Raw genomic sequence first — 22,302 nt, forward strand, 5'->3', positions numbered from 1 at the left:
CTGAACCGGGCCTGAAGCGGGCTTAAGACGTCTTCAGCTCCGGCAGCCGGACGACGAAACGGCTGCGGCCCTCGACCGCCGCCGTGCCGCCGTGGGCGCGGGCGATGTCGGCGACGATCGCCAGGCCCAGTCCGGAGCCGCCCTCGTCGCGGTCGCGGGCGTCGTCCAGCCGGACGAAGCGGTCGAAGACCCGCTCGCGGTCGGCTTCCGGGATGCCAGGGCCGTCGTCGTCGACCGTCAGCACCGCCTGTCCGTCCACAGCGGACACCGTGACGGCGACGCGGGCGACGGCGTGCCGCTGCGCGTTGTCGACCAGGTTGCGGACCAGCCGTTCCAGCCGCGACCGGTGGCCGCGCACCACGGGTGTTCCGGTCACCTCGATCTCCGCTCGGCCCGCCGCGACCGTGCGGACCACTTCGGACAGTGCGACCGGTTCGAGCCGGTCCGGCCCGGCGTGGTCGAGCTTGCCGAGCAGCACCAGGTCGGCGACGAGGTCCTGTAGCCGGGTGACGTCGAGCAGCGCGTTTTCGCAGGACTGCCGCCAGTCGAGCCGGTCGGGGTGGGCCAGGAGCACCTCGAGCTGGGTCCGCAGCGACGCGAGCGGGGTGCGCAGCTCGTGCGACGCGTCGGAGGTGAACCGGCTCTGCCGGGTGACGGCCTCCTCGAGCCGGGCGAGCATGGTGTTCATCGTCCCGGCCAGCCGCGCGATCTCGTCGCCGGTGCGCGGGTCCGGGACGCGGCGGCCGAGGTCGTGCGCGCCGATCTCGGCGACCTCGCCGCGGATGGCCTCCACCGGGCGCAGCGACCGGCGGACGGCGAGCCAGGCGATGACGCCGATGAGCAGCGCGACCGCGGGTACACCCAAGGTGAGCGCGGTGCGGACGGAATCGACCGCCGCCAGCCCCTCCGGATCGAGCTGAACACCGGCGAACACGTCGTACTTGCTGTCGCCGCTGACGTCGTGGACGACGTGCAGGGTCACGTCTTCGTCGAGCCCGCGCAGCTCGGGCGCGCAGCCGACGGACGCCGGTGCGGACCGGTCGTACTGGTAGGGCCGTAGGGTGACTTCGGTGTCGTAGGCGGCCAGCGTCGCTTCGCGCAGGACCGGGCAGGATGCGACCGACCTCCCGTACTTGTCCTTGATTTCGTAGATCGAGTCGCGGACGAGGAGGGCGAGGTCGGCGGGCCGGGCGCCGGTGTTCAGGAGCTGGACGATGGCGTCGGCGTGGGCGTCGGCGAGCTGGGTGGCGGTGTTCTCGAGGCGGCTGCGCGCCTGGAGGACGAACCACACGGACACCGCCCCGAGCGCCACGGCGGACGCGGCGAAGGCCGTGACGGCGACGCGGAACCGGGTGGAGCGCCGGAAGTCAGGCACCCGCGGTCACCACGTGGTAGCCGGCACCGCGGACGGTCCGGATGGTCTCGGCCCCGAACGGGACGTCGATCTTGCGCCGCAGCGCGCTGACGTGCACTTCCACCAGGTTGGCGGTCGCGGAAGCGGCGAAGTCCCAGAGGTTGTCGAGCAGTTCGGTCTTGGTGACGACCTGCCCTGGCCGTTGCATGAGGTAGGCGAGGAGGGCGAATTCCTTGCCGGTGAGGGTGATGTCGGCGGTGCCGCGCCGGCAGGTCCGGCTGGCCTGGTCGAGCTCGAGGTCCCCCAGTTTGAGGACGCCCGGACGGGTGGCGCCGCCACGCCGGATGAGTGCGCGCAGCCGGGAAAGCAGGACGCCGTAGGAGAAGGGCTTGGGCAGGAAGTCGTCGGCTCCGGTGTCGAGGGCCTCGATCTCGTCGTCCTCGCCGTCCTTGGCGGTGAGCATGAGGATGGGGGTGGTGTTCCCCCGGTCCCGTAGCCGCCGGCAGACGCGGTAGCCGTTCAGCCCGGGCAGCATGATGTCGAGCACAATGGCGGCGTAGGGATGTTCAGTGGCGTGCCAGAGCGCATCCCGCCCGTTGTGGGCAACATCGACGGCGTACCCCTCAGCACTCAGCCCGGCCCGCAGCGCCTCGGCCAGCCGCCGTTCATCTTCCACAAGCAAGATCCGCACCGCGCCACGATGCCACACCCCACCAGCCATAACCGGCCACGACCACAACACGGATCCCGCGCACCAGCCGGGACACCAGGCCGCGGCAGGGCTGGAAGCCGAGCAAGAGGCACCGTGGGGGTCCGGGGGGCTCGGCCCCCGGGAGATACGACGAAGTCGACATGAGCGGCGAAGCCGCGATGCAGAGACGAAGGGGCGACCCGCTCAACCAGCCTGGGGGTCACTGGGAGCGGGCCGCCGAGTCCTAGCTTAGAGGGCTTTGGTGGACTTGGCTGCACCGGGTCGGCAAGTCGAACGAATTCTTTACCAAGTTGATCTGGCGGGGGTCGCGAATCCTCTGGTCAGCGCCCCCGGAGCCGGTAGTGGCCGGTAGCGGAAAGTGACGAAGGTCGCTCTCGGGCGTTCCGTGCGCGCGAGCGCCGCCGGTAGGGCAGGATGACGCCGCATCAGCGGGGAACGTTAGGGGACGGTATGCACGACGGCAGTGGCCGGATTGTGGTGCAGAACCTGAGCAAGCAGTTCGGCGCCGTGAACGCCGTGCAGAACCTCAGCTTCACGGTCGAGCCGGGTTCGGTGACGGGCTTCCTCGGCCCGAACGGCGCCGGCAAGACGACGACGTTGCGCATGTTGCTCGGGTTGGTGACCCCCACATCGGGGATGGCGACGATCAACGGGCGGCCGCACTCGCAGCTGGGGAATCCGGCGCGGGTGGTGGGTTCGGTTCTGGAGAACGAGGGGTTCCACCCGGGCCGTACGGCGCGCAACCACCTGCGCGTGTACGCGGCGGCCATCGGGGTGCCGGACCGGCGCGCGGACGAGGTGCTCGGCCTGGTGGGCCTGGGCAGTGCCGCGGACCGGAAGGCGGGCGGGTTCTCGCTCGGCATGCGGCAGCGGCTGGCGCTGGCGACGGCGTTGCTGGGCGATCCGCAGGTGCTGGTGCTCGACGAGCCGACGAACGGCCTCGATCCCGAAGGCATCCTGTGGCTGCGCAACTTCCTGCGTTCCTACGCGCGGGAGCAGCGGCGGACGGTGCTGGTGTCGAGCCACTTGCTCAACGAGGTCGAGCAGCTGATCGACCAGGTGGTGATCATCAGCCAGGGTGTCACGCGGTACTACGGCCCGCTGGAGCAGCTGCGCAAGAGCCAGCAGTCCCGGGTGCTGGTGCAGCCGGCGGACCCGTCGGCGCTGGTGAAGGCGTTGCAGGACAACGGCATCACCGGGGTTTCGCCGACGCCGGACGGCCGGGTCGCGGTCGCCGGGTCGAGTGTCCAGCAGATCGGTGACATCGCGGCGAAGGCCGGGATCGCGGTCTACGGGATGCAGGAGGAGCACGCCGATCTGGAGCGGATGTTCTTCCAGCTGACGCAGGGCCAGTACACCGGCGGTGCTCCCGGGTACCCGCCGCAGCCTCCGCCGTACCAGGCCCAGTACCAGGGGCCGCCGCCCGGTTACCCGCCGCAGCAGCACTACCAGCAGGGCCCGCCTTCGGGCCCGCAGCAGCAACAGCAGTACTGGGGAGGACCGCAGCAGTGATGGGCAACCTGATCAAGGCGGAGTTCCGCAAGACGCTGTCGCTGAACACGTGGTGGGTGCTGCTGATCCCGCTGGCGCTGGTGGCGTTCTGGCTGACGTTCGCGTGGGGCAAGATCACGAACAACTTCGTGGACTACATCGGCAGCTCCGACGCCCGCGAGATCGCCAGGGCGGTCGGCCTGGAGGCGGGTGAGCTGCCGGTCGGGCTGCTGGCGTTCGCGCACGGCGTGAACATCGCGCAGCTGATCCCCGGCCTGTTCGGCGTGTTCGCGCTGGCCGGCGAGTACCGCAGCAAGACGATCACGACGACGTTCCTGACCGCACCGAACCGGGTGACGGCGCTGACCGCGAAGATGCTCACCTACGTGGGCTGGGGCGCCATCTACGGCGTGGTGAGCGCCGGTGTCTCGGCGATCGCGGTGATGGCCTCGGTCGATTCCAGCCGGTGGCCCAGCACGGGCCAGTGGCTGGCCGCGGTCGGCGGGACGATCCTGGCTTCGGTGCTGGTGACGTTGTTCGGCATCGGGTTCGGCGCGGTGCTGCGCAGCGTGCCGCTGGCGGTCGTGCTGTTCCTGGTGTGGTTCCTGATCGTCGAGAACGTGCTGGTCATTTCGCTCTGGGGACCGGCCGACATCCTGGGCGGGATCCTGCCGAACGGCACCGCCAACGGGATCGTGGGCGGGATCGCGGCGGACGCCTTCAAGATCAATTCGCTGAGCCTGCCCGGCGGGGTCGACCACTGGTCGGCGCTGGGCCTGCAGCTGGCCGCGGGCGCGCCCGGCGTGCTCTCGTGGTGGGCCTCGGCGCTGATCTTCTTCGCGTGGACGATGCTCTTCTTCGGCCTCGGCTGGGCGGGCAACCAGAAGCGCGACATCACGTAGTCCCGGACCCCGCGGAAGGCCACCTCGAGCTGCTCGAGGTGGCCTTCTCCGCATTCCGGGAAATATTTTGTCGGTGGTGGCGCTTACTGTCACAACGTGACCATCGCTCCGCCCCGCTCCCGTCAAGAGCTCCCACAGGCCGAGACAGCCGGCTGGATCCGGCGGCTGTCCGCCGCGGCCTGGGAGCACCGCGTGCTCGTCGTGCTGTCGCTGCTCGCCGCCGCGTTCGGCGTCGGGGTGCAGGCCGCGAGCCCGTTGCTGGTGCGCACGGCGGTCGACGACGCGGTGGCCGGGCAGACGGGCGGGCTGCCCGGGATCGCCGGGTTCCTGGTCGCGCTGCAGCTGGTCGCCTTCGGCACCGCGTTCGCGCGGCGCTACCTGGGCGGGAAGCTCGCCCTCGACGTGCAGCACGATCTGCGCCAGCGCGTCTTCAACGCGGTTTCGCGGCTGGACGGCGGCAAGCAGGACGCATTGCGCACCGGCCAGGTCGCCTCGCGCGCGATCTCCGACCTGCAGCTGGTCACCGGGATCCTGATGCAGGTCCCGCTGTCGTTCGGCTCGGTCGTCTTCGCGCTGCTGTCGTTCGTCGCGATGCTGTGGCTGTCCCCGGTGCTGACGCTGATCGCGCTGGTCGTCACGCCCGCGGTCGGCATCATCGTGACCCGCAGCCGCAAGCGCCTCTTCCCGGCGACGTGGTCGGCGCAGCAGCGCGCGGCCGATGTCGCGCAGCAGGTCGAAGAGACGGTCACCGGCGTCCGCGTGGTCAAGGGCTTCGGCCAGGAGACGCGGGAAGTCTCGAAGCTGGAAGCGACCGCGCGCAAGCTGTTCGGGGAGCGGCTCCGCGCGGCGAAGCTGTCGGCGGTCCCCACGGCGACCACCGCCGCGCTGCCCGCCGCCGGCCAGGTCGCCGTGCTCGGGATCGGCGGCGTCCTCGCGCTGAACGGGTCCATCACGCTCGGCACATTCCTCGCCTTCGCCACCTACCTCGCGACGCTGATCGGGCCGGCCCGGATGCTGTCCGGCCTGGTCGTGCAGGCCCAGCTGACCCGGGCCGGCGCCGAGCGGGTGTACGAGCTGATCGACGCGCAGCCGGAGGTGGTCGACGCGCCGGACGCGCGGCCGCTGCCGGAGGGGCCGCTGGGCGTGGAACTGGACGGCGTCCGGTTCGGCTACACGCGCAGCGAGCCGGTGCTCGACGGGCTGTCGGTCAGCGCGAACCCGGGCGAAACGCTCGCGCTGGTCGGCACCGCGGGCTCGGGGAAGTCGACGATCTCGTTGCTGCTGCCGCGGTTCTACGACGTCCACGAGGGTGCGGTGCGGGTCGGCGGCCTCGACGTCCGCGATGTCCCGCTGCGGCAGCTGCGGCAGGCGATCGGGGTGGTCTTCGAAGAGGCGTTCCTGTTCTCCTCGTCGATCCGGGACAACATCGCGTACGGCCGTCCGGACGCCACCGAGGAGGAGATCGTCGCGGCGGCCAGTGCGGCGGAGGCGGACGGCTTCATCCGCGCGCTGCCGGACGGCTACGACACGCTGGTCGGCGAGCGCGGGCTGACGCTCTCGGGCGGCCAGCGGCAACGGCTCGGGCTGGCCAGGGCGCTGATCACCGACCCGCGGATCCTCGTCCTCGACGACGCGACTTCGGCCATCGACACCGTCACCGAAGCGGCGATCCACGACACACTGCGGTCGGTCACCGCGACCCGGACCACCCTGCTCATCGCGCACCGGCGGTCCACGCTGGCCTTGGCCGACCGGATCGCGGTGCTCGACGAAGGCCGTGTCGTCGACGTCGGCACCGAAGCCGAGCTGCTGGCGCGCTGCCCGCTGTTCCGCGAGCTGGTGGCGGGCCCGGGCGACGACGTCGAGGAGAAGCACCGCTGCGAGGGCCTGGACTGCGGCCAGGACGGCGTCACGCCGTCGCTGTGGCCGCGGGACGAGAACCACGACGAAGTCGACGCACTGGCCGAAGCCGCGCGGATGCGCAGCGGCGACCCGAACAGCAGCGGGTTCGTAGGCGGGGGCGGCGGCCTCGACGTGCCGCCGACACCGGAGCTGATCGAGGGTGTGCGCAAGCTGCCGGCCGCCGTCGACGAACCACGGCTGCCGGGGGTGGACGTCACCGCGCCCGACCCGAGGTTCCGGCTCGCCGGGCTGCTGCGCCCGGTCCGCGGGCCCCTCTCCCTGGTGATCGCGCTGGTGGCGGCGGACGCGCTGGCGTCGATCGCGCTGCCGGGGCTGTACCAGTTCGGCGTCGACCACGGTGTCCGCGCCGGTGTCGAGTGGATGATCTGGCTGGCCGCCGGCATCGGTGCCGCGGTGATCGCGGCGGACTGGCTGGTGGTGTTCGCGCAGACGCGGCTGACGTCGCGGGTGGGCGAGACGGTGCTGTACGCGCTGCGCGTCCGCAGCTACGCGCACCTGCAGCGGCTCGGGCTGGACTACTACGAGCGGGAACTGTCCGGGAAGATCATGACCCGGATGACGACGGACGTCGACGCGCTCTCGACGTTCCTGCAGACCGGGCTCGCCACCGCGGTGGTGAGCGCGTTGACGCTGGCCGGGATCACGACCGCGCTGCTGGTCACCGACGCCGGGCTGGCGCTGTACGCGCTGGCGATGGTGCCGGTGCTGGCGGTGGCCACGGTGATCTTCCGGCGGTCGGCGTCGAAGGCGTACAACGAGGCCCGCGAGCGGGTCAGCGTCGTGAACGCGGACATGCAGGAGAACGTCAGCGGGCTGCGCGTCGCGCAGGCGTACACCCGCGAAGACCGCTCCGCGGAGGCGTTCGCTTCGCGCAGCGACGACTACCGGCGCTCGCGGCTGCGGGCCCAGCGGTACGTGGCGACGTACTTCCCGCTGGTCGCGCTGCTGTCGGACCTGGCGACGACGACGGTGCTGGTGGTGGGCGCGAACCGCGTCTCGGCGGGCACGCTGTCGGCCGGGGTGCTGCTCGCGTTCCTGCTGTACCTGCAGCAGTTCTTCTCGCCGATCCAGCAGCTGTCGGCGGTGTTCGACGGCTACCAGCAGGCGAGCGTCGGCCTGAACCGCATCGGCGACCTGCTGCGGACGCCGACGTCGGTGCCGGCGGCGGAGAACGCGGTCGCGGTGCCGTCCCGGCTGCGCGGCGAGGTGTCGTTCAAGGAGGTCGACTTCGCCTACTCCGGCGCGGAGGGCAAGGCGCTGGAGCAGTTCTCGCTGGACGTCGCGGCCGGCGAGACGATCGCGTTGGTCGGCGCGACCGGCGCGGGCAAGTCGACGGCGGTGAAGCTGGTGGCGCGCTACTACGACGTCACCGGCGGCGAGGTCCGGATCGACGGCACGGACGTCCGCGAGTACGAGCTGGCGGGGCTCCGCCGCCGGATGGGCGTGGTGCCGCAGGAGGCCCACCTGTTCTCGGGCACGGTGGCCGACAACGTCCGCTACGGCCGCCCGTCGGCCACGGACGCCGAGGTCGAGGCGGCGGTCCGCGCGGTGGGCGCGCTGGACGGCGTCGCGGCCCTGCCGTCGGGCTTCCTGCAGCCGGTGGGCGAGCGCGGCCGCTCGCTGTCGGCGGGCCAGCGCCAGCTGGTGGCCCTGGCCCGCGCGGAGCTGGTGGATCCGGACGTCCTCCTCCTCGACGAGGCCACCGCGGCCCTGGACCCGTCAACGGAGGCCGCGGTCCTGCGCGCCACGGAGACGGTCGCCCGCCGCCGCACGACGTTCGTGGTCGCCCACCGCCTGGCCACGGCCGCCCGCGCGGACCGCATCGTGGTCCTCGACCACGGCCGGATCGTCGAAACCGGAACCCACGCCGAGCTCCTGGCGGCCAACGGCCCCTACGCCCGCCTCTGGTCCCTCGGCTGACGTGCGGAAAGGGGCATCACCCGTGATCAGGAAGGCATCACCCGTGATTGAGAAGGCATCACGCCGATGCCCCTCCAATCACGCGTGATGCCCCTCCAATCACGCGTGATGCCCCTCCAATCACGGGCGATGCCTCTCGGATCACGCGTGATGCCTTCTTGCGCACGAAAAGTCCGTGGCCGGGTGACCCGGATCGCTGGGAGCATGGCGGGCATGTTCGAAGAGAGGCGGGTTCCCGACCGGCAGATCCGGGCCGTGCAGACCGAGACGACCCTCCGGGTCTACCAGGCCTACTCGCCCGAGATCGCCAACGCCGCGCTCGAGAAGCAGACCTTCGTCGCGCCGTTCAAGCGGGAGCGGATGACGTGGATCAAGCCCTCGTTCCGCTGGATGGCCTACCGCTGCGGCTACGGGCGCAAGCCGGGTCAGGAACGCGTCCTCGCCATCGACATCACCCGCGACGGTTTCGAATGGGCCCTCGCCAACGCCGCGCTCAGCAAACCGCGCCGCGGTCAGGACGCGGCCGCCTGGAAGCAGCAGCTCAAGACCAGCCCGGTCCGGATCCAGTGGGATCCCGAGCGAGACCTCGGCCACACGGCGCTGAACTTCCGCGCCATCCAAATCGGCCTGAGCGGCGAGGCCGTCGATCACTATGTCGACGAGTGGATCACCGCCATCACCGACGTCACCCCCGTCATGCGCGACATCGCCGGCCTCCTAGCCACCGACCGGCCGCACCTGGCCACTGAGCTCGTCCCCCACGAGCCCCCGTACCTACTAAGCCCCGGCCTCGCCGAAGCCATCGACGCGACCGGCTGAGGAAGCAGCACGAAAGTCCGTGGCCGGGTGGCCCGGGTCACTGGGAGCATGGCGGGCATGTTCGAAGAGAAGCGGGTTCCCGACCGGCAGGTCCGGGCGGCGCAGACCGACACGACCGTCCGGGTCTACCGGTCCTGCCCGCCCGCCGTCGCCGATGCCGCGCTCGAGGAGCAGCGGGGCGGGGCGGGGCCGGTCACGCCGTCGTTCCGGCTCGCCGCCTACGACAGCGAGAACGGCCGCAAGCCCGGCCACGAGCGCATCCTCGCCATCGACCTCACCCGCGAGGGCTTCGAACAGGCCCTCCAGGGGCACGTCGAATGGGTCCCGGAGCGAGATCTCGACCACACGCCGCTGAACTTCCAGGCCATCCGGCTGCACGACGAGCTCGCCGACGAGTGGATCACCGCCGTCACCGACGTCACCCCCGTCATGCGCGACATCGCCGGGCTCCTGGCCACCGACCAGCTGCACCTGGCCGTCAAGCTCGTCCCCCACGAGCCGCCGTACCCGACGCCCTAAGGCAGCGCCCGCCAGGCCAGCGACCCCAGCCCGGCCGCCTCGACGTCGGGCCGCGACGCCCACCGGACCGTCCCCGGCCGGACGTGCACCCCCGCCCCGACCAGCCAGTCCGGCTCACCCGGCTCGACCCACTCCATCTCTTCGAAGTCGGCCAGCGTGGGCCAGACGGCGGCGCACGAGTCGCACCGGAGCACGACCGCGCCGGACTCGGTGACCAGCGGCCGCACCAGCCCCTGGTCCCAGAACGACGGACATTCGACCAGCCACATCCGCCCAGCAGAACCCGCGCCGGTGAACGTCGGCCGGACGCGGAGCGAACCGGAAACCAAGAGGCCGAGAACCCTGTACCCGGTCCAGCGCTTAAGGTTCCCTTAGCACATCTTGATCGAGTCAGTGACCGATACCCTAGTGCGCCACGCCTCACACAGGCCGGTTCCATCACATCGCGGTCACCGAGGGGGTTAGCCTGGTAGGCGCATCAGCGGATTCAAGATCGAGATCGAGACGGATAGAGGCGAGCCCCAGCCGTGTCCAGCAGCAGCCCTGCGTCACAGTTCGGCCCCAACGAGTGGCTGGTCGAAGAGATGTACGACCAGTTCCTCGCCGACCCTTCCTCAGTCGATGCCGCCTGGCACGACTTCTTCGCGGACTTCAAGCCGACGCAGAGCGCGCAGGCCAAGGCGGACACCGCCCGGCAGCAGGCCGACGCCAAGCCCGCCACCAACGGCCAGGCCGCCCAGCCGTCGGCCAAGGCGGTGCAGAACGCGGAGTCGGCGGCCAAGCAGGCCAAGCAGGCAGCGCCCGCGAAGACCGAGCAGAAGGCGGCGCCCAAGCCGGAGCCGAAGGCGGCCCCGAAGCCCGCGGCCAAGGCCGCCGAGCCCAAGGCCGAGGCGAAGAAGGAAGAGCCGGAGTCGAAGCAGCTGCGCGGCGCCGCGGCGGCCATCGCCAAGAACATGGACGCCTCGCTGAGCGTCCCCACCGCGACCAGCGTGCGCGCGGTCCCGGCGAAGCTGATGGCGGACAACCGCATCGTCATCAACAACCACCTCAAGCGCACCCGCGGCGGCAAGATCTCCTTCACGCACCTCATCGGCTACGCCATGGTGCGGGCGTTGAAGGACTACCCGAACATGAACCGGCACTACCAGCAGATCGACGGCAAGCCGTTCGCGATCACGCCGGAGCACGTCAACTTCGGGCTCGCCATCGACATGAAGGGCAAGGACGGGTCGCGCAACCTCGTCGTGGCCTCGGTCAAGAACGTCGAGGACATGACGTTCCTGCAGTTCTGGCAGGCCTACGAGGACATCGTCAAGAAGGCCCGCAACAACAAGCTGACGGCCGACGACTTCTCCGGCACCACGATCTCGCTGACCAACCCGGGCGGCATCGGCACCAACCACTCGGTCCCGCGCCTGCAGGCCGGCCAGGGCGCCATCATCGGCGTCGGCGCCATGCAGTACCCGGCCGCGTTCGAGGGCACCAGCGAGAAGACGCTGGTCGACCTCGGCATCAGCAAGATCATGACGCTGACCTCGACCTACGACCACCGCATCATCCAGGGCGCGGAGTCCGGCGAGTTCCTCAAGCGCATCCACCAGCTGCTGCTCGGCGAAGACGGCTTCTACGACGACGTCTTCACCAGCCTGCGCCTGCCGTACGAGCCGATCCGCTGGGTCGCCGACATCCCGGACGGCCCGGTCGACAAGACCGCCCGCGTGATCGAGCTGATCGACGCGTTCCGGATGCGCGGCCACCTGATGGCCGACACCGACCCGCTGAACTACCGCCAGCGCAGCCACGCCGACCTGGACGTCCTGTCCCACGGCCTGACGCTCTGGGACCTCGACCGCGAGTTCCCGGTCGGCGGCTTCGCCGGCCAGGAGCGGATGAAGCTGCGCGACATCCTGGGCGTGCTGCGCAACTCCTACTGCCGCACGGTCGGCATCGAGTACACCCACATCCTCGACCCCGAGGAGCGGCGCTGGATCCAGGAGCGCGTCGAGATCCCGCACGAGAAGCCGGACCCCGCGGTCCAGAAGTACGTGCTCTCGAAGCTGAACGCCGCCGAAGCGTTCGAGACGTTCCTGCAGACCAAGTACGTCGGCCAGAAGCGCTTCTCGCTGGAGGGCGGCGAGACGGCGATCCCGCTGCTCGACACGCTGCTGGACAAGGCCGCCGAGCACGAGCTCGACGAGGTCGTCATCGGCATGCCGCACCGCGGCCGCCTCAACGTGCTGGCCAACATCGTCGGCAAGCCGATCAGCCAGATCTTCCAGGAGTTCGAGGGCAACCTCGACCCGGGCCAGGCCCACGGTTCCGGTGACGTGAAGTACCACCTCGGCGCCGAGGGCAAGTACTTCCGGATGTTCGGCGACGGCGAGACGAAGGTGTCGCTGACGGCGAACCCGTCGCACCTGGAGACCGTGGACCCGGTGCTCGAGGGCATCGTCCGCGCGAAGCAGGACCTCCTGGACAAGGGCGGCGAGGGCTACACCGTGCTGCCGGTCTTGATGCACGGCGACGCGGCCTTCGCGGGCCAGGGCGTCGTCGCCGAGACGCTGAACCTGGCGCTGCTGCGCGGGTACCGCACCGGCGGCACCGTGCACGTCATCGTCAACAACCAGGTCGGCTTCACGACCGCGCCGGAGCACTCGCGCTCGAGCCAGTACGCCACCGACGTCGCGAAGATGATCGGCTCGCCGATCTTCCACGTGAACGGCGACGACCCGGAGGCCGCGCACTGGGTGGCCAAGCTGGCCGTCGAGTACCGGCAGGCGTTCCACAAGGACGTCGTCATCGACCTGATCTGCTACCGCCGCCGCGGGCACAACGAGGGCGACGACCCGTCGATGACCCAGCCGGCGATGTACGACATCATCGACACGAAGCGTTCGGTGCGGAAGACCTACACCGAGTCGCTGATCGGCCGCGGCGACATCTCCGTCGAGGAGGCCGAGGCCGCGCTGCGCGACTTCTCGAGCCAGCTGGAGCACGTCTTCAACGAGGTCCGCGAGCTGGAGAAGCACCCGGCGAAGGCCAGCCCGTCGGTCGAGGAGGAGCAGCAGGTCCCGGCCAAGGTCAAGACGTCGGTCTCGAGCGAGGTCATCGAGCGCATCGGCGACGCGTTCGTCCAGGTGCCCGAAGGGTTCACGCCGCACCCGCGCGTCAAGCCGGTGATGGAGCGCCGCCACAAGATGTCCCGCGAAGGCGACATCGACTGGGCGTTCGGCGAGCTGCTGGCGTTCGGGTCGCTGGCGATGGAGGGCCGGCTGGTCCGGCTGTCCGGCCAGGACTCCCGCCGCGGCACGTTCACCCAGCGGCACTCGGTCTTCATCGACCGCAAGACCGGCCAGGAGTACGCGCCGCTGCAGAACCTGGCCGACGGCCAGGGTCGCGTGATGATCTACGACTCGGCGCTGTCGGAGTACGCGGCCGTCGGCTTCGAGTATGGCTACTCGGTGGCGAACTCCGAGGCGCTGGTGATGTGGGAAGCGCAGTTCGGCGACTTCGTCAACGGCGCCCAGACGGTCATCGACGAGTACATCTCCTCGGGCGAGGCCAAGTGGGGCCAGCGCTCCGACGTCGTGCTGCTGCTGCCGCACGGCCACGAGGGTCAGGGCCCGGACCACACCTCCGGCCGCATCGAGCGCTTCCTCTCGCTGTGCGCGGAGGGCTCGATGACGGTGGCGGTGCCGTCCACCCCGGCGAACTACTTCCACCTGCTGCGCCGCCACGCCCTCGACGGCATCCAGCGCCCGCTGGTCGTCTTCACGCCGAAGTCGATGCTGCGCAACAAGGCCGCGACGTCGGCGGTCGAGGACTTCACCGGCGAGAGCCGGTTCATGTCCGTCATCGACGACACCACGCCGGACCCGTCGAAGATCCGCAAGGTGCTGCTGACCTCCGGGAAGCTGTACTGGGAGCTGGTCGCGGAGCGGGCGAAGCGCGAGGCCGACGACGTCGCCATCGTGCGGATCGAGCAGTACTACCCGCTGCCGAAGAAGAAGCTGCTGGCGGCGCTGGAGCGGTACACGAACGCGGCGCAGGTCGCGTGGGTCCAGGAGGAGCCGGAAAACCAGGGTGCGTGGCCGTTCTTCGGCCTGAACCTGCCCCGGAAGTTCCCGGAGGTGCTCTCGGGCCTGCAGGTCGTCTCGCGCCGCCCGATGGCGGCCCCGTCGGCGGGTTCGTCGAAGGTGCACGAGGTCGAGCAGAAGGCGCTGATCGCGAAGGCGTTCGACTGATCATTCGCTGAAGTGGCGTGAAGGCCACCTCGCGGGCAGCACCCGCGAGGTGGCCCTCGTCGCGTCCGAGACTCTCGGCAGCACTTTCCCCAAGGACCAGGACCCAGCGGCCGGAGACCGCCGACAAGGTGCGGGTGATCCCGCAGGGCGTGCGGACCACTGACCGGGTCGCTCGGTTCGGTGACCGCGATCCGCGCCGGGGTGCCGCTCGCCGTGCACTTCGCCGCCATCGCGGCCGTGCTGTGCGTGCTCACCCTGGTCGCGGGGCGGCACGCGCTGCCCGACCGGTGGACGGCGTCCCGCCGCGCACCCGGCGCGCGGGCCGGCCTGTTCTCCGGGTGGACCCGCGCGGTGCTGGTGCTCGGCGGGCTCGGAGCGGCGGGCGCGTTGTGCGAGGGCACGGTGTCGAGCTGGTGCGGGGTGTTCCTGCACGAGCAGCGCGGTGCGGTGCCGGCCATCGCCTCGCTGGGCTATTTCGTGTTCGTCCTGGCGCAGACCGGCACCCGGATGTTCGGCGACCGGGCGCACCGCCTGCTCGGGCCGGTGGCGTTGCTGCGGTGGAGCATGGCGGCCACCGTGGCCGGGGTGCTGCTGGTGGTGCTGTCCCCGGATCCCTGGACCGGGCTGGCGGGGTTCGCCCTGCAGGGCTGCGGGCTCGCGGTGGTGATCCCGATCACCGCGGGCGCGGTCGGGCGGGAACACGAGCCTCGCCATCGCCCGCTACTCCACCCTGCACCAGGGCGGCGTGCTCGCCGGGCCCGCGTTGTTCGGCTGGCCGGCCCAGACGCTGGGCGTCGGCACGGCGCCGGCCCTGCTCGTGGTGCCGCTGGGCCTGATCGCGGCGCTCTCGTCGGCCGTCGCCACCGCGCAGGCCGGTGTCACCCAGGAGGAATCGGCGGAGCAGCCGCGCGCGGCCTGACGCCACGCCGGAAAACGATTTCGCCTCCGCGGCGTTCCCCGGCATGCTGGCGCCCATGCTGATCCGCCGCGAGACGCCGGCCGACCGGGCCGCGATCCACGCCCTCCACAGCGAAGCCTTCCGGCGCGAAGCGGGCGTCACCCCGGTCGAGGCGCCCCTCGTGGACGAACTGCGCGCCGACGGCGACCTGCTCGCTCCCCTCTCGCTGGTGGCCGTCCGCGACGGCGTCGTCGTCGGGCACGTCTGCTGCAGCCGGGCCCGTCTCGGCGGCGATCCGGCGGCCGCGGTCGGGCTGGGCCCGCTCGGCGTGCTGCCCGCGCACCAGGCGAGCGGCGTCGGCTCCGCGTTGATGCACGCCGTGCTCGGCGCGGCGGACGCCCTCGGCCACGGCCTGGTCGTCCTGCTCGGCAACCCGGCCTACTACACGCGATTCGGGTTCGGCACGGCGTCGGACCTCGCGATCACGGCCCCGGACCCGCAGTGGGGCCGGCACTTCCAGGCGCGGACGCTGGCCGCGTACGAACCCACCCAGGCGGGCGCCTTCGAGTACGCGCCCGCGTTCTCCCGGATCTGAACAGGAGCCGCGCGTGTACACACCGACCTCGTCCGTGGGAGTGCGGATCAACCGCGAGCAGCCGCCGGCCAAGCTGCGCGACCTCGCGCGCCAAGCCGAAGACGCAGGTGTCGACGAGCTCTGGCTGGTCGAGGACTGCTTCTGGGCGGCCGGCATCGCCACGGTCGCGACGGCGCTGGCGGTGACCTCGACGATCAAGGTGGGCATCGGCGTGCTGCCGGCGGTGGCGCGCAACCCGGCGATCGCGGCGATGGAGGTCGCGGCGCTGGCCGAGCTGCACCCGGACCGGCTCATCGCCGGGTTCGGCCACGGCGTCGCGTCGTGGATGCGGCAGATCGGCGCGTACCCGGCGTCCCCGCTGGCGGCGCTGGAGGAGACGCTCGTGGCGGTCCGGCGGCTGCTGGCGGGCGAGCGCGTGTCGATGGACGGCCGGCACGTCCACCTCGACGAGGTCGAGCTGGTCTTCCCGCCGTCCTCGCCGCCGCCGCTGCTGGCGGGCGTCCGCCGCCCGAAGTCCCTGGCGATCGCGGGCGCGGCGGCGGACGGCACGATCCTGGCCGAGCCGGCCGCACCGGAGTACGTCCGGACGGCGCTGGCGGGCATCGCCGCGACGGGCCCGCACGCCCTGGTGACGTACAACTGGCTCGCCCTCGGCGACCGTGAGCGGGCGCGGATGACGGTGGCGGAGTCACTGACCCCCGGATCGCGGGTCCAGGTGGAAGGTCTGCCGTTCGCTGCGGAGCTGCTGGCGCTACTGGATTCGGCGTCCACAGTGGACGAGCTGGCCGCGGGGCTGCGTCCGGAGTGGATCGACCGCCTGGCGATCTGCGGCGACCTGGACACCTGCGCGGCGGCGGTCCGCGCCCTGCACGAAGCGGGCAGCGGGTCGGTCGTGCTGCTGCCGTTGCCGGAGGAATCCCCGGAGAAGGCCATCGAGGACGCGGCCCGCGTGGCGGCGGCCGTGCGCGGCTGACCGGAAAAGGAGTTCGCGGGTCCCGGCCGGCGTGCCACGATGACGCCATGCCGGTCGACCCGCACCTCCTGCTGGCCTTCCTCGCCACCACCGCCGTCGCGATGGTGATGCCGGGGCCGGACATGCTCTTCGTCCTCGGCTGCGGCATGCGCGGCGGCCCGAAGGCCGGCCTGCTCGCCACCGCCGGGGTCGCCACCAGCGAAGCCATCCACGTCGCCGTGGCCGCGGCCGGGCTGGCCGCGCTCTTCGCCGCCGTGCCCGTCGCCTTCACCGTGGTCCGCGTCGCCGGAGCCGCTTACCTCATCTACCTCGGCGTGCAGGCCATCCGGAACCGCAAGCCGCTCGTCGAACGGAAGCCGGACCGCGCCTTCCTGTCCGGCCTGTTCACCAACCTGCTCAACCCCAAGATGGTCACCTTCACCATCGCCTTCCTCCCGCAGTTCGTCGACCCCGGCCGAGGGCACGTCTGGCTGCAGTTCGCCGTCCTCGGGGCGATCATGATCGTGTTCGAGTTCCTCGTCGACGGCACCGTCGGCGTCCTCGCCGGCCGCGTCGGCGGGTGGGTCCGGAAGAAGAAGAACCAGCGGCGGATCGAGGTCGCCACCGGCGGCATCTTCATCGGCCTCGGCCTCAAGCTGGCCGCCGACCGCTAGGCGCGCAGGCCGTCGACGATCACCGCCACGATCCGGGGCGCGCGCTGGTCCCAGTCGGCTTCGGGGATCCGCGACAGCGCCCCGAGGAGCAGGATGACGTCGGCGGCGTCGACGCGATCGCGGATTTCCCCGGCGGCCTTTCCCCGGTCCAGCAGCGTTTCGAGGGCGTCGTCGAGCCGGTGGTGCTGGCCGGCGTACAGGTCCTGCCACGCCGGTACCGCGATCCCCGCCATGACGCCGCGTTTGACCCGCGCGTACTCGATCAGCCGGTCCAGCCAGCGCGACAGCGCCTCCAGCGGGGAGTGTTGCGCCAGCAGCGGCGCCACGGTGGCGACGAGCTGGGTCAGCTCCGCCCGGTACACCTCCGCCAGCAGGTGCTCGCGGGTCGGGAAGTGCCGGTAGAGCGTGCCCTGCCCGACGCCCGCGGCCTTGGCGATTCGGTGCAGCTTCAGCTCCTCGGGCGCGCCGGTGGACTCGCTCAGCTCCGCCCGTGCGGCCTCGACGATCCGGTCGCGGTTGGCGACGGCGTCCGAACGCGGCACGACCACCTCCTCGCATAAGTGGACAACTGTCCGCTAAGCTTAAGCGGACAGTTGTCAGTTTAGCGGGAGGTGCCATGACGAACGGACTGGACAAGGTGGTCGCGATCACCGGCGCGAGCAGCGGGATCGGCGAGGCGACGGCGGTGGAGCTGGCGAGCCGTGGCGCGGCCGTCGTGCTGGGCGCCCGGCGCACCGACCGGCTGGAAGCGCTGGCCCGGAAGATCCGCGACGACGGCGGCCGCGCCGACCTGCTGGACGTCGACGTCACCCGCCGGGCCGACCTCGAGCGGCTCGTCGCCCTCGCCGTCGATCGCTTCGGCCGCCTCGACGTCCTGGTGGCCAACGCCGGCGTCGCCCGGATCGCGCCGGTGAGCGCGCTGGACGTCGACGACTGGGACGCGATGATCGACGTCAACCTCCGCGGCGTGCTGCACGGCATCGCCGCCGCGCTGCCGGTGTTCCGCGCGCAGGGCCGCGGGCACTTCGTCACGACGGTCTCGACGTCGGGGCTGAAGATCGTCCCGACGCAGGCGGTCTACGCGGGGACCAAGAACGCCGTGCGCACGCTGCTGGAGGCACTCCGGCAGGAGTCGACCGACGGCGTCCTGCGCACGACGTCGATCTCGCCGGGGTACGTGCGCACCGAGCTGGTCGACCACGTCGAGGACCCCGCGCAGCGCGCGCAGGTCCAGGAGGCGATGGCCGCGCTCGGCATCGGTCCCGAGGCCGTGGCGCGGGCGATCGCGTTCGCCATCGAGCAGCCCGACGACGTCGAGATCGGCGACCTCACCATCCGCCCCACCCGGCAGGGCTGAGGGGTGAGCACCGGCGAACGTGACTGGCGGGTGCTGCTGCTGGGCGGCGCGTCCGGCACCGGCAAGAGCAGGCTCAGCTACCCGCTTGCCCGGCGGTACCAGGTCCCGATCGTCGAGGTGGACGACCTCGTGCTCGCCGTGCAGCGGATGACCACTCCCGCGCAGCAACCGCTGTTGCACTACTGGGACACCCATCCGGACGCCGCCGGCCTGCCCGTATCGCGCATCGTGGAGTTGCAGACAGCCGTGGCCCAGGCGCTGCAGCCGGCCCTGGAGGCGGTGATCGGCAACCACCTGGAGACCGATACCCCGGTCGTCATCGAGGGCGACTACCTGCTGCCCGCGCTGGCCGCACAGGACTCGTTCGCCGGCCAGGCGGCCGACGGCCGGGTTCGCGCGGTGTTCCTGCACGAGCCCGATGTCGAGCGGCTGGTGGCCAACTACCGGCAGCGGGAACCGGACGAAGGGGAACAGCGCAGCCGGGCGCAGGTCAGCGCCCGCTACGGCGACTGGCTGGCCGAACGGGCCGCCGAACACGGTATCCCGGTGCTCACCGCGCGACCGTGGGCCACCACGCTGAGCCGGCTGTGCGCCCTGCTGGACGCCCCCGGTACGGGTTAAGCCCGCGAGAGGAAGTCCTCCGCGATGTCCAGGGGATTCCGCTTCTCCTCGGTGAACTCGACATTCAACCGCGTCAGCTGTTCGGTCGTCAGCGCCGCCGAGACGCGGTTCAACGCGGCCACCTCGGCGGGCGACAGCGTCCCCTTCGCCACCAGCGGCACGATGTTCTGCGCCGGGAACATGTTCTTGTCGTCGACCAGCGGCACGAACCCGTTCGCCGCGATCGTCGACGACGTGCTGAACAGGTCCGCCACCTGGACGTCACCGGACTTCAGGGCCGCCACCGTCACCGGGCCGCCGGTGTCCGTCGTGCGGATCTCCTTGAACTCGCAGCCGTACAACGCCTTGATCTTGTCTTTCCAGCGGCTGCTCCACTGGCCCGGGCCGCCGAAGACCAGCTCGCCGCAGCGCTTTCCCAGGTCGGAGAACGTCTTGATGCCCGAAGAAGCCAGTTGTGGTCCGACGACGAGCAGGTCCTTGTCCTCCGCCGGCGCCTGGTCCAGCACCTCGAACCCGGGCGGGATCTTCTGCCGCAGCTGCGCGTAGACGTCCTGGGACGTCGTCGCGGCGGTGTCCTTGTCGAAGTAGCGCAACAGGTTCCCGCTGTAGTCCGGCACGACCGAGAGCGATTTGTCCTGCAGGGCCTTGACGACGACCTCGCGGCTGCCGACCGGCGGCCGCACGGTCACGTTCGCCGCCCCCGCTTCGCGCAGCGCCCCGGCGTAGATCTGGGCCAGCAGCAGGCTTTCGCCGACGTCCGACGCCCCGATGATGATGTCGCCCGAAGCGCCCCCTTCACCGCCGCCCGCCAGCGGGTTCCCGCAGCCCGCGGCCAAGAACAGGACCGCGACGAAAGAGATCAGCCGCTTCACGACGTCACCTTCTTCACCGCCGCCGCGAGCCGGACACCCCGGGGCACCAGGGCCCGGTTCAGCAGCGCGAAGAGGAGATCCAGGACGATGGCCAGCAGCGTCGTCAGCAACGCGCCCGCGATTACCTCGGAATAGTCCAAAATGGCCAGTCCGTCGAGCAGGAACCGGCCCAGGCCACCGAGTCCGACGTAGGCGGCGACCGCGGCGGTCGCCACGAGCTGGAGCACGGCGTTGCGGATGCCGCCGAGCACGAGCGGCAGCGAAATCGGCACCTCCACCTTCCACAGCCGCTGCCAGCCGGTCATCCCGACGCCCTCGGCGGCGTCGACCACGCCGTGGTCGGTCGCCTGCAGCCCGGCGTACGTGCCGGCCAGGATCGGCGGCACGGCCAGCACCACGAGCCCGATGATCGTCGAGGTGACGCTCTCGGTGAAGAGCAGGAACAGGAACGTGACCAGGCCCAGCGTCGGCAGCGCGCGGATGGCGTTGCCGACGCTCACCAGCGCGACGCCGCCGCGGCCGGTGTGGCCGACGAACAGGCCCAGCGGCACCGCGATGACCAGCGCGATCACCAGCGACAACGCCGTGTAGCCCAGGTGTTCCAGCAGCCGCTGCGGGATGCCGTCCGGGCCGGACCAGTGCGCCGGGTCGCCGAACCAGCGGAGGAGGTCGGTGATCATGCGGCTCCCACCCGGGTCCACGGCGTCAGCAGGTTTCGCAAGCCGATCAGGACGAGGTCCACGACCAGCGCCAGCAGCAGCGTCAGCACGATGCCGACCACGATCGGCGAGAAGTACTCGCGCTGGAAGCCGTCGGTGAACAGCACGCCGAGGCCGCCGGTGCCGATCAGCGCGCCGACGCTGACCAGGCTGATGTTGCTGACCGACGCGACCCGCACGCCGGCCGCCAGCACCGGGACCGACAGCGGGAGTTCGACGGCGAAGAACCGCCGCACCGGCTTGTACCCGACGGCGGTCGCGGCGGCGACCACCGGCGGCGGCACCGCGTCGAGGGCGTCGAGCACCGGGCGGACCAGCAGCGCCGCGGTGTAGATCGTCAGCGCGACGACGACGTTGACACTGTCCAGGATCTTCGTCCCGATCAGGCCGGGGATGACGACGAACAGCGCGAGCGACGGGATCGTGTAGAGCAGGTTCGCGACCACCATCAGGACCTGCCGCGCGGGTGCCCAGCGGTGGCCGAGCCAGCCCGCCGCGACCGCCAGCACGATGCCGAGCACCAGCGGGAGCAGCGCGAGGTACACGTGGTCGCCCAGGTCACCGAGGATCTGGCCGCGGTTGTTCGCGCTGCCCAGGTAGCGCCCGAGCTCGTCGAAGAAGCTCATGACGCCTGGGGCGTGCCCTCGATGACGTCCAGGACCTGCCGCGCGACCACGGCGCCGAGGACCCGGTGCTCCTCGTCGACGACCACGCCGAGGCTGGCCGGTGACGACAGCGCCGCGTCGAGCGCGCCGCGGATCGGCGTCCCCCGCACCCACAGCGAACCCCCGGCCACGAGGGCGTCCTCGGTCAGTGGCCCGTCCACAATGGAGTTCGGCGGCAGCCAGCCGCGGGGCTGCTTCTCGGTGTTGACCGCGAGCCGCCAGCCGTCGCTCGCCGGCACGCCGGACCCGATTTCGACCAGCTCCAGCTCCTTGACCTCGACGCCTTCGGCGGAGAGGAACGACAGGCCGCGGTAGCCGCGATCCCGGCCGACGAAGGACGCGACGAAGTCGTCCACCGGGTGGCGCAGGACGTCCGCCGGCGTGCCGTACTGGGCCAGTTTGCCGCCGACTCGCATCACCGCCACCTTGTCGCCGAGCCGGACGGCCTCGTCGATGTCGTGCGTGACGAACACGATCGTCTTGCCCAGCTGCGACTGCAGCCGCAGCAGCTCGTTCTGCAGGTCCTCGCGCACGATCGGGTCGACCGCGGAGAACGGCTCGTCCATCAGCAGCACCGGCGAGTCCGCGGCGAGCGCGCGGGCGACGCCGACGCGCTGCTGCTGGCCGCCCGAGAGCTGGGCCGGGTACCGCTTGCCGAGCTCGACCGGCAGGCCGATGATCTCCAGCAGCTCGGCGGCCCGCTTGCGCGCTTTCGCCTTGTCCCAGCCCGAAAGCAGCGGCACGGTGGCGATGTTGTCCAGCACCGTCCGATGTGGAAAGAGGCCGGCGTGCTGGATGACGTAGCCGATGCCGCGGCGCAGCAGCGCCGGGTCGCCCTCGGCGACGTCCTTGCCGTCCAGCAGCACCTGGCCGGCGGTCGGCTCGACCATCCGGTTGATCATCCGCAGCGACGTGGTCTTGCCGCAGCCGGACGGGCCGACGAACACGGTGATCGTGCCGTCTTCGACCGTCAGGTTCAGCTCGTCGACGGCGACCGTCCCATCCGGATACTGCTTGGTCACGTCGCGGAATTCGATGGTCACTGCCACTCCCCATGTCCGGTGC

The 22,302-nt window shown here is 71.2% G+C and carries 20 protein-coding genes; 12 read left to right on the forward strand and 8 right to left on the reverse strand.

Annotated elements, in window-relative coordinates:
• Positions 1-22: 22 nt before the first annotated feature.
• Entirely contained in the window at positions 23-1,375 is a 1,353-nt protein-coding gene (locus ACFPLC_RS05960; RefSeq protein WP_378188934.1) for a sensor histidine kinase, read from the reverse strand.
• Positions 1,368-2,045 (reverse strand): response regulator transcription factor, encoded by a 678-nt coding sequence (locus tag ACFPLC_RS05965; RefSeq protein ID WP_378188935.1) that lies wholly within the window; start codon positions 2,043-2,045, stop codon positions 1,368-1,370. Before ACFPLC_RS05965 ends, ACFPLC_RS05960 begins: the two co-directional genes overlap by 8 nt.
• Before the next feature lie 471 nt (positions 2,046-2,516).
• Between ACFPLC_RS05965 and ACFPLC_RS05970 the strand changes: the two genes are divergently transcribed.
• The 5 genes from ACFPLC_RS05970 to ACFPLC_RS05990 all read left to right on the forward strand — a co-directional run bounded on the left by ACFPLC_RS05970 (position 2,517) and on the right by ACFPLC_RS05990 (position 9,640).
• Positions 2,517-3,578: an ABC transporter ATP-binding protein gene (locus tag ACFPLC_RS05970; protein ID WP_378188937.1), complete on the forward strand. Its 1,062-nt coding sequence runs from the start codon at positions 2,517-2,519 to the stop codon at positions 3,576-3,578.
• Positions 3,578-4,459 carry an ABC transporter permease gene (locus tag ACFPLC_RS05975; RefSeq protein WP_378188938.1) on the forward strand — a complete coding sequence of 294 codons (882 nt, stop codon included), beginning with the start codon at positions 3,578-3,580 and terminating at the stop codon, positions 4,457-4,459. The genes ACFPLC_RS05970 and ACFPLC_RS05975 overlap by 1 nt, the downstream gene beginning before the upstream one ends.
• A 96-nt stretch (positions 4,460-4,555) precedes the next feature.
• On the forward strand, positions 4,556-8,302 hold the full coding sequence (locus ACFPLC_RS05980; protein ID WP_378188939.1) for an ABC transporter ATP-binding protein: 3,747 nt from the start codon (positions 4,556-4,558) through the stop codon (positions 8,300-8,302).
• A gap of 213 nt (positions 8,303-8,515) precedes the next feature.
• Entirely contained in the window at positions 8,516-9,121 is a 606-nt protein-coding gene (locus ACFPLC_RS05985; protein WP_378188940.1) for a DUF4291 domain-containing protein, read from the forward strand.
• Positions 9,122-9,178: 57 nt separating this feature from the next.
• Positions 9,179-9,640, forward strand: coding sequence for a DUF4291 family protein (locus tag ACFPLC_RS05990; protein WP_378188942.1), 462 nt, complete (start codon positions 9,179-9,181; stop codon positions 9,638-9,640).
• Here ACFPLC_RS05990 and ACFPLC_RS05995 read toward each other — a convergent pair.
• The gene (locus tag ACFPLC_RS05995; protein WP_378235726.1) at positions 9,637-9,969 is read right to left on the reverse strand and encodes a hypothetical protein; all 333 of its coding nucleotides are present in this window, start codon (positions 9,967-9,969) and stop codon (positions 9,637-9,639) included. The two genes, ACFPLC_RS05990 and ACFPLC_RS05995, sit on opposite strands and share 4 nt — an antisense overlap.
• 198 nt (positions 9,970-10,167) lie before the next feature.
• Here ACFPLC_RS05995 and ACFPLC_RS06000 point away from each other — a divergent pair, with 198 nt between their 5' ends.
• From ACFPLC_RS06000 to ACFPLC_RS06020, 5 genes are all read left to right on the forward strand, one after another.
• Positions 10,168-13,884: a multifunctional oxoglutarate decarboxylase/oxoglutarate dehydrogenase thiamine pyrophosphate-binding subunit/dihydrolipoyllysine-residue succinyltransferase subunit gene (locus tag ACFPLC_RS06000; RefSeq protein ID WP_378188945.1), complete on the forward strand. Its 3,717-nt coding sequence runs from the start codon at positions 10,168-10,170 to the stop codon at positions 13,882-13,884.
• A 180-nt stretch (positions 13,885-14,064) separates the two neighbouring features.
• A complete protein-coding gene (locus tag ACFPLC_RS06005) occupies positions 14,065-14,865 on the forward strand; it encodes an MFS transporter (RefSeq protein ID WP_378188946.1) in 801 nt (266 codons plus the stop codon).
• A complete protein-coding gene (locus ACFPLC_RS06010; protein WP_378188948.1) occupies positions 14,859-15,377 on the forward strand; it encodes a GNAT family N-acetyltransferase in 519 nt (172 codons plus the stop codon). Before ACFPLC_RS06005 ends, ACFPLC_RS06010 begins: the two co-directional genes overlap by 7 nt.
• Positions 15,378-15,390: 13 nt before the next feature.
• Positions 15,391-16,350 carry an LLM class flavin-dependent oxidoreductase gene (locus ACFPLC_RS06015; protein WP_378188949.1) on the forward strand — a complete coding sequence of 320 codons (960 nt, stop codon included), beginning with the start codon at positions 15,391-15,393 and terminating at the stop codon, positions 16,348-16,350.
• A gap of 47 nt (positions 16,351-16,397) precedes the next feature.
• Positions 16,398-17,003, forward strand: a complete 606-nt coding sequence (locus ACFPLC_RS06020; RefSeq protein WP_378188950.1) for a LysE family translocator — start codon at positions 16,398-16,400, stop codon at positions 17,001-17,003.
• Here the strand turns inward: ACFPLC_RS06020 and ACFPLC_RS06025 are convergent.
• Positions 17,000-17,545 carry a TetR/AcrR family transcriptional regulator gene (locus ACFPLC_RS06025; RefSeq protein ID WP_378188951.1) on the reverse strand — a complete coding sequence of 182 codons (546 nt, stop codon included), beginning with the start codon at positions 17,543-17,545 and terminating at the stop codon, positions 17,000-17,002. The two genes, ACFPLC_RS06020 and ACFPLC_RS06025, sit on opposite strands and share 4 nt — an antisense overlap.
• A 74-nt stretch (positions 17,546-17,619) precedes the next feature.
• Here ACFPLC_RS06025 and ACFPLC_RS06030 point away from each other — a divergent pair, with 74 nt between their 5' ends.
• Complete coding sequence (locus ACFPLC_RS06030; RefSeq protein WP_378188952.1) at positions 17,620-18,360, forward strand: SDR family oxidoreductase; 741 nt, start codon at positions 17,620-17,622, stop codon at positions 18,358-18,360.
• A gap of 3 nt (positions 18,361-18,363) precedes the next feature.
• Positions 18,364-18,981 carry a hypothetical protein gene (locus ACFPLC_RS06035; RefSeq protein ID WP_378188953.1) on the forward strand — a complete coding sequence of 206 codons (618 nt, stop codon included), beginning with the start codon at positions 18,364-18,366 and terminating at the stop codon, positions 18,979-18,981.
• On the opposite strand, the gene ACFPLC_RS06040 is transcribed toward ACFPLC_RS06035, so the two are convergent.
• Genes ACFPLC_RS06040 through ACFPLC_RS06055 form a run of 4 tightly spaced genes read right to left on the reverse strand, consistent with a single transcriptional unit; the run spans position 18,978 to position 22,280 of the window.
• Positions 18,978-19,853 (reverse strand): ABC transporter substrate-binding protein, encoded by an 876-nt coding sequence (locus ACFPLC_RS06040; protein ID WP_378188954.1) that lies wholly within the window; start codon positions 19,851-19,853, stop codon positions 18,978-18,980. The two genes, ACFPLC_RS06035 and ACFPLC_RS06040, sit on opposite strands and share 4 nt — an antisense overlap.
• A complete protein-coding gene (locus ACFPLC_RS06045) occupies positions 19,850-20,533 on the reverse strand; it encodes an ABC transporter permease (protein WP_378188955.1) in 684 nt (227 codons plus the stop codon). The genes ACFPLC_RS06040 and ACFPLC_RS06045 overlap by 4 nt, the downstream gene beginning before the upstream one ends.
• Positions 20,530-21,198 (reverse strand): ABC transporter permease, encoded by a 669-nt coding sequence (locus ACFPLC_RS06050; RefSeq protein WP_378188957.1) that lies wholly within the window; start codon positions 21,196-21,198, stop codon positions 20,530-20,532. The genes ACFPLC_RS06045 and ACFPLC_RS06050 overlap by 4 nt, the downstream gene beginning before the upstream one ends.
• A complete protein-coding gene (locus ACFPLC_RS06055; protein ID WP_378188958.1) occupies positions 21,195-22,280 on the reverse strand; it encodes an ABC transporter ATP-binding protein in 1,086 nt (361 codons plus the stop codon). The genes ACFPLC_RS06050 and ACFPLC_RS06055 overlap by 4 nt, the downstream gene beginning before the upstream one ends.
• Positions 22,281-22,302: the final 22 nt, after the last annotated feature.

Origin of the sequence: Amycolatopsis plumensis (genome assembly GCF_042652605.1) — a bacterium.
Taxonomy (GTDB): domain Bacteria; phylum Actinomycetota; class Actinomycetes; order Mycobacteriales; family Pseudonocardiaceae; genus Amycolatopsis; species Amycolatopsis plumensis.

What these genes read in the sequence shown, in the direction of transcription:
- ACFPLC_RS05970 (WP_378188937.1), top strand. Translation starts at nt 2,517, where the DNA reads ATGCACGACGGCAGTGGCCGGATTGTGGTGCAGAACCTGAGCAAGCAG.
- ACFPLC_RS05975 (WP_378188938.1), top strand. Translation starts at nt 3,578, where the DNA reads ATGGGCAACCTGATCAAGGCGGAGTTCCGCAAGACGCTGTCGCTGAAC.
- ACFPLC_RS05985 (WP_378188940.1), top strand. Translation starts at nt 8,516, where the DNA reads ATGTTCGAAGAGAGGCGGGTTCCCGACCGGCAGATCCGGGCCGTGCAG.
- ACFPLC_RS05990 (WP_378188942.1), top strand. Translation starts at nt 9,179, where the DNA reads ATGTTCGAAGAGAAGCGGGTTCCCGACCGGCAGGTCCGGGCGGCGCAG.
- ACFPLC_RS06010 (WP_378188948.1), top strand. Translation starts at nt 14,859, where the DNA reads ATGCTGATCCGCCGCGAGACGCCGGCCGACCGGGCCGCGATCCACGCC.
- ACFPLC_RS06020 (WP_378188950.1), top strand. Translation starts at nt 16,398, where the DNA reads ATGCCGGTCGACCCGCACCTCCTGCTGGCCTTCCTCGCCACCACCGCC.
- ACFPLC_RS06030 (WP_378188952.1), top strand. Translation starts at nt 17,620, where the DNA reads ATGACGAACGGACTGGACAAGGTGGTCGCGATCACCGGCGCGAGCAGC.
- ACFPLC_RS06045 (WP_378188955.1), bottom strand. Translation starts at nt 20,533, where the DNA reads ATGATCACCGACCTCCTCCGCTGGTTCGGCGACCCGGCGCACTGGTCC.
- ACFPLC_RS06050 (WP_378188957.1), bottom strand. Translation starts at nt 21,198, where the DNA reads ATGAGCTTCTTCGACGAGCTCGGGCGCTACCTGGGCAGCGCGAACAAC.